This is a genomic window from Microvirga sp. HBU67558, assembly GCF_018069605.1.
GTDB classification, from domain to species: domain Bacteria; phylum Pseudomonadota; class Alphaproteobacteria; order Rhizobiales; family Beijerinckiaceae; genus Microvirga; species Microvirga terrae.
Map to the genome: position 1 here is coordinate 86,932 of NZ_JAGPUP010000551.1, position 7,201 is coordinate 94,132.

9 protein-coding genes and 1 other RNA gene are annotated in these 7,201 nt (G+C 65.9%); 5 read left to right on the top strand and 5 right to left on the bottom strand.

Features of this window, described 5'->3' with window-relative positions:
- Positions 1-82 precede the first annotated feature (82 nt).
- From KBI52_RS24710 to KBI52_RS24725, 4 genes are read right to left on the bottom strand one after another with little or no spacing between them, the layout of a single operon-like run.
- Entirely contained in the window at positions 83-595 is a 513-nt protein-coding gene (locus tag KBI52_RS24710) for a dihydrofolate reductase (protein ID WP_173948341.1), read from the bottom strand.
- Positions 592-1,074, bottom strand: coding sequence for a GNAT family N-acetyltransferase (locus KBI52_RS24715; protein WP_210812055.1), 483 nt, complete (start codon positions 1,072-1,074; stop codon positions 592-594). The genes KBI52_RS24710 and KBI52_RS24715 overlap by 4 nt, the downstream gene beginning before the upstream one ends.
- Positions 1,075-1,111: 37 nt before the next feature.
- Complete coding sequence (locus KBI52_RS24720; RefSeq protein ID WP_173948339.1) at positions 1,112-1,417, bottom strand: DUF2293 domain-containing protein; 306 nt, start codon at positions 1,415-1,417, stop codon at positions 1,112-1,114.
- 6 nt (positions 1,418-1,423) lie between these two features.
- Complete coding sequence (locus KBI52_RS24725) at positions 1,424-2,218, bottom strand: thymidylate synthase (protein ID WP_210812056.1); 795 nt, start codon at positions 2,216-2,218, stop codon at positions 1,424-1,426.
- A 156-nt stretch (positions 2,219-2,374) separates the two neighbouring features.
- On the opposite strand from KBI52_RS24725, the gene ssrA reads away from it, so the two are divergent.
- Together ssrA and KBI52_RS24735 are read left to right on the top strand one after the other, a co-directional pair.
- Positions 2,375-2,731: a transfer-messenger RNA gene (gene ssrA / locus KBI52_RS24730) on the top strand.
- Between the two features lie 23 nt (positions 2,732-2,754).
- The gene (locus KBI52_RS24735) at positions 2,755-3,357 is read left to right on the top strand and encodes an SspB family protein (protein WP_210812057.1); all 603 of its coding nucleotides are present in this window, start codon (positions 2,755-2,757) and stop codon (positions 3,355-3,357) included.
- 18 nt (positions 3,358-3,375) lie between these two features.
- On the opposite strand, the gene KBI52_RS24740 is transcribed toward KBI52_RS24735, so the two are convergent.
- Complete coding sequence (locus KBI52_RS24740; RefSeq protein ID WP_210812058.1) at positions 3,376-4,794, bottom strand: cytochrome P450; 1,419 nt, start codon at positions 4,792-4,794, stop codon at positions 3,376-3,378.
- A gap of 88 nt (positions 4,795-4,882) precedes the next feature.
- On the opposite strand from KBI52_RS24740, the gene fumC reads away from it, so the two are divergent.
- From fumC to KBI52_RS24755, 3 genes are read left to right on the top strand one after another with little or no spacing between them, the layout of a single operon-like run.
- On the top strand, positions 4,883-6,277 hold the full coding sequence (fumC, locus tag KBI52_RS24745) for a class II fumarate hydratase (RefSeq protein ID WP_173948335.1): 1,395 nt from the start codon (positions 4,883-4,885) through the stop codon (positions 6,275-6,277).
- A 14-nt stretch (positions 6,278-6,291) separates the two neighbouring features.
- Positions 6,292-6,480, top strand: coding sequence for a DUF4169 family protein (locus tag KBI52_RS24750; RefSeq protein WP_173948334.1), 189 nt, complete (start codon positions 6,292-6,294; stop codon positions 6,478-6,480).
- Positions 6,481-6,732: a ribbon-helix-helix domain-containing protein gene (locus KBI52_RS24755; protein WP_173948333.1), complete on the top strand. Its 252-nt coding sequence runs from the start codon at positions 6,481-6,483 to the stop codon at positions 6,730-6,732. It abuts the gene before it with no gap.
- Positions 6,733-7,201 lie beyond the last annotated feature (469 nt).

Sequence of the window (7,201 nt, forward strand, 5' to 3'; positions counted from 1 at the left end):
AGACGGTTGTGGGTGTTGCCTCTTCCGCCTGTCAAGCCTGCGACTTGGGGATTGCAGGGCACTTCGTCAACCTTGGACAAGGTCAGGGACGCCTTTCGAGATCAATAAAGGTAAACGGATGCTCGTCGTCAGGTGCCTTCTGGTGATCCTCCCGCCTCGTCTCGCGGAACCGTGATCGGTCGAAATCGGGGAAGAGGGCGTCGCCTTCCGGGGCGGCATGCACCCTCGTCAGGAATATGCTCTGCACGTGCGGCAGGGCCAGCGCATAGATCTCAGCGCCCCCGACCACGGCGATGGACCCGGCTTCCATCCTGACGGCAAGCTCGGCGCCTTTGTCGACCGCCGCCTCCCACGTGTGGACCACGTGCACGCCGTCGGCGGAGAAGCCGGGATCGCGGGTCAGCACGATCGTCTCGCGCCCTGGCAGGGGCTTGCCGATGGACTGGAAAGTTTTCCGACCCATGATCATCGGCTTGCCCATGGTGAGCCTCCGGAAGCGCGCGAGATCGGTCTTGATGCGCCAGAGGAGATGATTGTCCCGCCCGATCACACCGTTCTCGGCGACCGCGACGACAAGGATGAGGGGAAGGGTCATGGCTCCTCCGCCAGACGTCTCAAGGCATCGCCCGTCACCCGCTGCACGGTCCATTCGTCCATGGGAACGGCCCCGATGGAGCGATAGACCCGCAGGGCCGGCTCGTTCCAGTCCAGGACCCACCATTCGAGGCGCGCCAGGCCCTCGTCGACGCAGCGGCGGGCGAGACGCCTCAGCAGCGCCCTCCCGATACCACGGGACCGGAAGGCAGGGCGGACGAAGAGATCCTCTAGATAGATCCCGTGCCGGCCACGAAAGGTCGAGAAGTTGTAGAACCAGATTGCGAAGCCGGCCGGCTCCCCGTCCCATTCGGCGATCTCCGCGAAGACCCGCGGGTCGGGACCGAACAGAGCTTTCGCGATATCCGCCTGCGTCGCGTCGACCTCGTGGGCCAGCCGCTCGTATTCGGCAAGGTCGCGGATGAAGCTGAAGATCGCCGGAGCATCGCGCTCTTCGGCCTTGCGGATGACGAGACTCATGCGGCTGTTGTGTCGCAAGTGATCGCTGCTGTCGAGCTTATTCGGCTTCGTCGTCCGCCTGAACACGGCGCGGAGAGCCCCATTCCTCCAGAATGGCGTTCATGTCGTCGAGGACGAAGAAGCGGGCGCTCTCCTGATCGTAGCCGTCGTTCAGCAGGTCGTCGTAGTCGGTGAGCCTGTGCCGGATATACGCCGTGAGGGACAGCCAGGCGGCCGTCTCGGGAGCGGCGCCGTGCAGGCCGCGGCTGCCCAGGGCATGGTCGGTCACGGCCTCGAACTCGTGCCGCGGAATGCGCGGGGCCAGGATGCGGACCGCGCTTTCGATGGCCTCGCGGCGGCTCATGCCGCGTCAGACCGCGACGGGCGCCTTGATGGCCGGATGCGGGTCGTAATCCTCGATCGCAATGTCATCATAGGCGAAATCGAAGAGCGAGCGCACCGAGGGATTGAGGCGCAGCTTCGGCAGAGGCCTCGGCTCGCGGGAGAGTTGGAGGCGGGCCTGCTCCAGATGGTTCAGATAGAGATGCGCGTCCCCGAAGGAATGGACGAAGTCGCCGGGCTGCAGGCCCGTGGCCTGCGCCATCATGTGCGTGAGCAGCGCGTAGGACGCGATGTTGAACGGAACGCCCAGGAACACGTCCGCCGAACGCTGGTAGAGCTGGCAGGAGAGCCGCCCCTCCGCCACGTAGAACTGGAACAGGCAGTGGCAGGGTGCGAGCGCCATCTTGTCCAGATCCGCCGGGTTCCAGGCGGAGACGATCAGGCGGCGACTGTCGGGATTGCGGCGGATCTCGTCGAGCACCCAGCGGATCTGGTCGACGGTTCCGCCGTCCGGCTTGGCCCAGGAGCGCCACTGCTTGCCGTAGACGGGGCCGAGATCGCCGTTCTCGTCGGCCCATTCATCCCAGATCGAGACGCCGTTCTCCTTGAGATAGCGGATGTTGGTGTCGCCCTTCAGGAACCACAGCAGTTCGTGGACGATGGAGCGCAGATGCAGCTTCTTCGTGGTGACGAGCGGAAAACCCTGGCTGAGATCGAAGCGCATCTGGTGGCCGAAGACCGAGATCGTCCCGGTTCCGGTCCGGTCGTCCTTGCGGACGCCCTCGTCCATGATGCGGCGGATGAGATCGAGATAGGCTTGCATGGGGTGCTCCTCGCCCGATCATAGGGCAACGGCGCGCGGCCGCCGAGTCGGGACTTCGCCATTCCTGTGAATCGGTTAACCCCGTGAACGCCACAAGGGAACGGGAGGACGCGGCGGTGTCTCTGTCACATTTTCATGGACGACTCGGCCGTTCCCTCTCTTTCAAAATCGGATCGCGCCACCTATATTGGGGTTGTCGGTCGCGAGACCGACTATGGCGATAAACGGCTATCGGAATAAACCCATCGGACCCGGGGGCGGTACCCGGCGCCTCCACCAAAGCCCAGGCTCAGCTTGGGTTTCGGCGGGGGCGAAATAGGATCGACGAGGGCGTAAAGGGTGGACTTTCGCTCGGCATGGTTCCGCCGTTATCGGGCCGAATCTATAGTTGCCAACGACAACTATGCTCCGGTTGCAGTGGCTGCGTAAGCGGTCCCTAAAGCCGAATCAAAGCCCTTGCGGGTAGCACCGTAAGGCGGGGTCCGGAGGCACCTGGCAACAGAAGCCTCCACTTTTGTTTCTGCAAGGGCTCGCTTATGGCCGGTGGTAAAGACCTGATCCGCTACGATCTTCTGGTGCAGGACGCGTTGAAAGGCGTCGTGCGCAAGGTTCTGATCGATGCCAAGGACGGGCTGCCGGGCGAGCATCACTTCTACATCTCCTTCCAGACGGATTTCCCCGGCGTGCGCCTTTCGAACCGGCTGCGCGAGAAGTATCCTCAGGAGATGACCATCGTCCTCCAGCACCAGTTCTGGGATCTCATCGTCACTGAGCATACCTTCGAGGTCGGGCTGTCCTTCTCGGGCATCCCGGAGCGGCTGCTCATCCCCTTCGATGCCTTGACGGGCTTTTTCGATCCGTCGGTCCAGTTCGGCCTCAAGTTCGACAGCCAGGACGAGGATGAAGAGGACGACACTGAAGAGGCTCCCGCCGCGCCGCAGCCCATCCGCGGCAGCTCATCCGAGCCGGTCGAGCTGAAGCAGCCCCGCAAGCCCCTGTCTGCGGCGGACGCGAAACCAGCCCTCGAGACCGCGCCCGAGGCGAAAGCCGAGACCGACGACAAGGCCGAGACGCCCGAGGCCGGCGCGCCGGGCAGCGCGGAGGTCGTCAGTCTCGACGCGTTTCGCAAGAAGAACTGAACGTCCGACCTCCCCGCGTCATCGGGCCGTTGCCGGCGCCTCCCTTGGAGCGCGCCGCGTGAGGCGCATCGGCAGCCCGCCCCGCGGTCTCAGGGTGATCCGCTGCACGGGCGCGACCTCGTGCCCCTCCACCAGATCGAGCCGCATGGAGCGCGCGATGGTCGCCAGGACGATCACGGCCTCCTGCAGGGAGAAGCTCGCCCCGATGCAGACCCTCGGCCCGGCGCCGAACGGCAGATAGGCGAAGCGGTCGATCCGGCTGCGGTTCTCGGGCAGGAAGCGTTCCGGCCGGAAGGCGTCCGGCTCGTCCCAGAGCGTCTTGTGACGATGCAGCACGTACGGGGCGACCACCACCATCGAGCCCGCCGGGATCTCCAGGTCTCCGATCCGATCGTCGTTGATCGCCGTGCGGCTCATGTAGGGCGCCGGCGGATAGAGGCGCACGGCCTCGTCGATCACCGCCCGGGTGTAGACGAGCCCGTCCAGATGATGAGGCTCCACAGGTCCCTCCCCCAGAACCGCGTCGACCTCCTGCTCGAGGCGGATCCGAGCCCGCTCGTCCTGGGACAGCAGATAGAGCGACCAGGTCAGGGCGTTGGCCGTGGTCTCGTGTCCGGCACCGATGAAGGTGACGATGTTGGTGCGCACCTCGATGTCGCTCAGCCCCTTGCCGGTCTCGGGGTCCGCCGCCTCCAGGAGCAGGGTCAGCAGGTCGCGGGGCGCCGGCTCGCCGCGGGCGAGCAGGGCTTTCCGCGCATCGATCAGCGCGTTGACCGTCTCCTCGAAGAACCGGATCGACGGCCGTGCCCGCAGGCGGCCGATCCGGGGCACCCAATCGGGAAACCCGAAGATGTCGAGCGGGTCGACCTTGCCCAGGCTGTTGAAGTAGCGCGTGATGGCGCGGCCCAGCGCATCGGGATCCTTCGGCACCCCTTGCGTGAAGATCGTCCGCTCCAGAACGTCCAGGGTCACGCGGGTCATGTCCAGGGAGGCATCGACCACGCGCCCCTCCGGGCGCCGCTGCCAGCGACGCACGAGGCGGTCGGCCGCCGCGACCATCGCGGGAAAGAAGCTGCCCACATGGCGTGGTGTGAAGAGCGGCGCGATGGTGCGGCGCTGGAGCCGCCATTCGTCGCCCTCCGCGGTCACGAGCCCTCGGCCCAGGCCGGGCGCCAGGATCCGGATCTGCAGATCGTCCTTCCGGTAGTTGGCGGCGTTGTCCAGGAGGATGTGCCGGACGACCGCGGGATCGTTCACCACGGTCATGCGGCCGAGCGCCCCCTCGCCGGTGATGATCGGCTCCTCGAAATGGGCCTCCATCCAAGTGTTCAGAGGGTTTTCGCGCACTGCCCTCAGGAAGGCCACCATCCCGAGCGGCTCGGTGCGGGGTGCCGGATGAGGCGGGCGGAACAGGGGCGCTTCCAGGATGTCGCTCATGCGATTTTACAAGGCCTCCATGCGCGTTCGCGGTTGCGAGCGCCATCAATTGAGATAAGAACACGCAACTCCATCGAAAGAGGTCAGGATGTCGCCCTCAACCCGCATCGAAACAGATACCTTCGGCCCCATCGACGTTCCCGCCGACAAGTTCTGGGGCGCCCAGACGCAGCGCTCGCTCCAGAACTTCCGCATCGGGACCGACCGGATGCCGCTGCCCCTGGTCCATGCGCTGGCCATCGTGAAGCAGGCGTCCGCCCTCGTGAACAAGGATCTGGGCAAGCTGGAGCCGCGCCTGGCCGATGCCATCGCGGCGGCCGCGGGCGACGTCGTGCAGGGCAAGTACGACGACGAGTTCCCGCTCGTGGTCTATCAGACCGGCTCGGGCACCCAGTCGAACATGAACATGAACGAGGTTCTCTCGAACCTCGCCATCGAGCGCCTCGGCGGCGAGCGCGGCAGCAAGAAGCCGGTTCACCCCAACGACCACGTGAACATGGGCCAGTCGTCGAACGACTCGTTCCCCACGGCCATGCACATCGCGGTCGCCCGCGAGGTCCATGACCGGCTGATCCCTGCCCTCAAGCACCTGCACAAGGCCCTGAACGACAAGGCCGAGGCCTTCAAGGACATCGTCAAGATCGGTCGCACCCACCTGCAGGACGCGACCCCGGTGACGCTCGGCCAGGAATTCTCCGGCTATGCCGCCCAGGTGCAGCTCGGCATCGCGCGTGTCGAGCAGACGCTTCCCGGCATCTACGCCCTCGCGCAGGGCGGCACGGCTGTCGGCACGGGCCTGAACGCCCATCCGGAATTCGCCGACCGCTTCGCCTCGAAGGTGGTGGAACTCACCGCCCTGCCCTTCACCTCGGCGCACAACAAGTTCGAGGCGCTCGCGTCCAACGACGCCCTCGTCTACACGCACGGCGCGCTGGCGAGCCTCGCGGCCGGCCTGTTCAAGATCGCCAACGACATCCGTCTCATGGGCTCGGGTCCCCGGTCGGGCATCGGCGAGATCTCGCTGCCCGAGAACGAGCCCGGCTCGTCGATCATGCCCGGCAAGGTCAATCCGACCCAGGCCGAGGCCATGACCATGCTGTGCTGCCAGGTGGCCGGCAACCAGACCACGGTGACCTTCGCCGGCAGCCAGGGCCATTTCGAGCTCAACGTGTTCAAGCCCGTGATCGTCAATGCGGTGCTGCAGTCGATCCGGCTCATCGCGGACGGCGCGGTCAGCTTCACCGACAATTGCGTGGTGGGCATCGAGCCGAACCGGGAGCGCCTCAACGAGCTCATGCAGCGCTCGCTGATGCTCGTGACGGCGCTCGCTCCGTCCATCGGCTACGACAAGGCGGCCGCCATCGCCAAGTCGGCGCACAAGAACGGCACGACCCTGAAGGAAGAGGCTCTCAAGGCCGGCGTCGCGGAAGACCATTTCCACGCCGTCGTGCGCCCCGAGACGATGCTTCAGCCGGGCGAATAGGCTACACTCGCGCCATGGCAGAGATCATCAATCTGCGCCGGGCGCGCAAGCACAAGGCGCGGGCCGAGAAAGAGGTCCGCGCCGACCAGAACCGCATCGCGTTCGGCCGCACCAAGGCCGAGAAGAACCTGACCAAGGCCGAGCGGGATCTGGCGAAGAGCCGCCTCGATGCGCATCAGCGCGACGACCCCGAGAAGGCGTGAATGGGCTTCGGCATCGTCAAACGATCCGTCTCCATTGCCGGCCACCGGACGAGCATCTCCCTCGAGCAGCCCTTCTGGGAAGGGCTGAGGGAGATCGCCGAACGGGACAGAATGTCCATCCAGTCCCTGATCGGGCGCATCGATGCCGACCGGGGCGACCAGAACCTTTCCTCGGCGATCCGGGTCTTCGTCCTGACGGACCTGCGCCGGCGGCTGGGCACGCACTCGTCGGACGGCGTCACTCAGCCCTAGCGATGGCCCGCGAGGCCTCCATCGTCGTCACCCGGCGTGTCTCGGCGCTGCCGCTGCTGTGAGACTCTGTACTGATCCGGATCGGGATGGCGGGACCTGGCCCCCTCACGGTCATCACCGGCCTCGTGCCGGTGATCTCAATGTGTGGAGCGCCGCGCCTCACCGGATCGGAATGGCCCACCTTGATCCTCTCCGCGTCATCACCGGGCTTGTCCCGGTGATCCCGCTTCTGTAGGGCGCCGCGCCTTTTCGTATCGGGATGGGCCCGCCCCGATCCCCTCTCCCGGTCATCACCGGGCGTGTCCCGGTGATCTCGATTGCTTGAGGAGCCGCGCTTTTCTGATCGGGATGGCCGGCACAGGGCCGGCCATGACGCGGGAGGGTCGGGTGACGGGGGAGCGTCGCGCTGCGGTGCGGGTTCGTGATCTGTGCGCTGTCAAAGAGCAGCACCTGTGGGCCCGCAGCTTGC

Bases quoted from the DNA above. Each gene is read 5' to 3' on its own strand.
- KBI52_RS24740 (WP_210812058.1), bottom strand. From the start codon at position 4,794: ATGAGCGACATCCTGGAAGCGCCCCTGTTCCGCCCGCCTCATCCGGCA.
- KBI52_RS24755 (WP_173948333.1), top strand. From the start codon at position 6,481: ATGGGCTTCGGCATCGTCAAACGATCCGTCTCCATTGCCGGCCACCGG.
- KBI52_RS24720 (WP_173948339.1), bottom strand. From the start codon at position 1,417: ATGAGCCGCCGCGAGGCCATCGAAAGCGCGGTCCGCATCCTGGCCCCG.
- KBI52_RS24750 (WP_173948334.1), top strand. From the start codon at position 6,292: ATGGCAGAGATCATCAATCTGCGCCGGGCGCGCAAGCACAAGGCGCGG.
- KBI52_RS24735 (WP_210812057.1), top strand. From the start codon at position 2,755: ATGGCCGGTGGTAAAGACCTGATCCGCTACGATCTTCTGGTGCAGGAC.
- KBI52_RS24715 (WP_210812055.1), bottom strand. From the start codon at position 1,074: ATGAGTCTCGTCATCCGCAAGGCCGAAGAGCGCGATGCTCCGGCGATC.
- KBI52_RS24710 (WP_173948341.1), bottom strand. From the start codon at position 595: ATGACCCTTCCCCTCATCCTTGTCGTCGCGGTCGCCGAGAACGGTGTG.
- fumC (WP_173948335.1), top strand. From the start codon at position 4,883: ATGTCGCCCTCAACCCGCATCGAAACAGATACCTTCGGCCCCATCGAC.
- KBI52_RS24725 (WP_210812056.1), bottom strand. From the start codon at position 2,218: ATGCAAGCCTATCTCGATCTCATCCGCCGCATCATGGACGAGGGCGTC.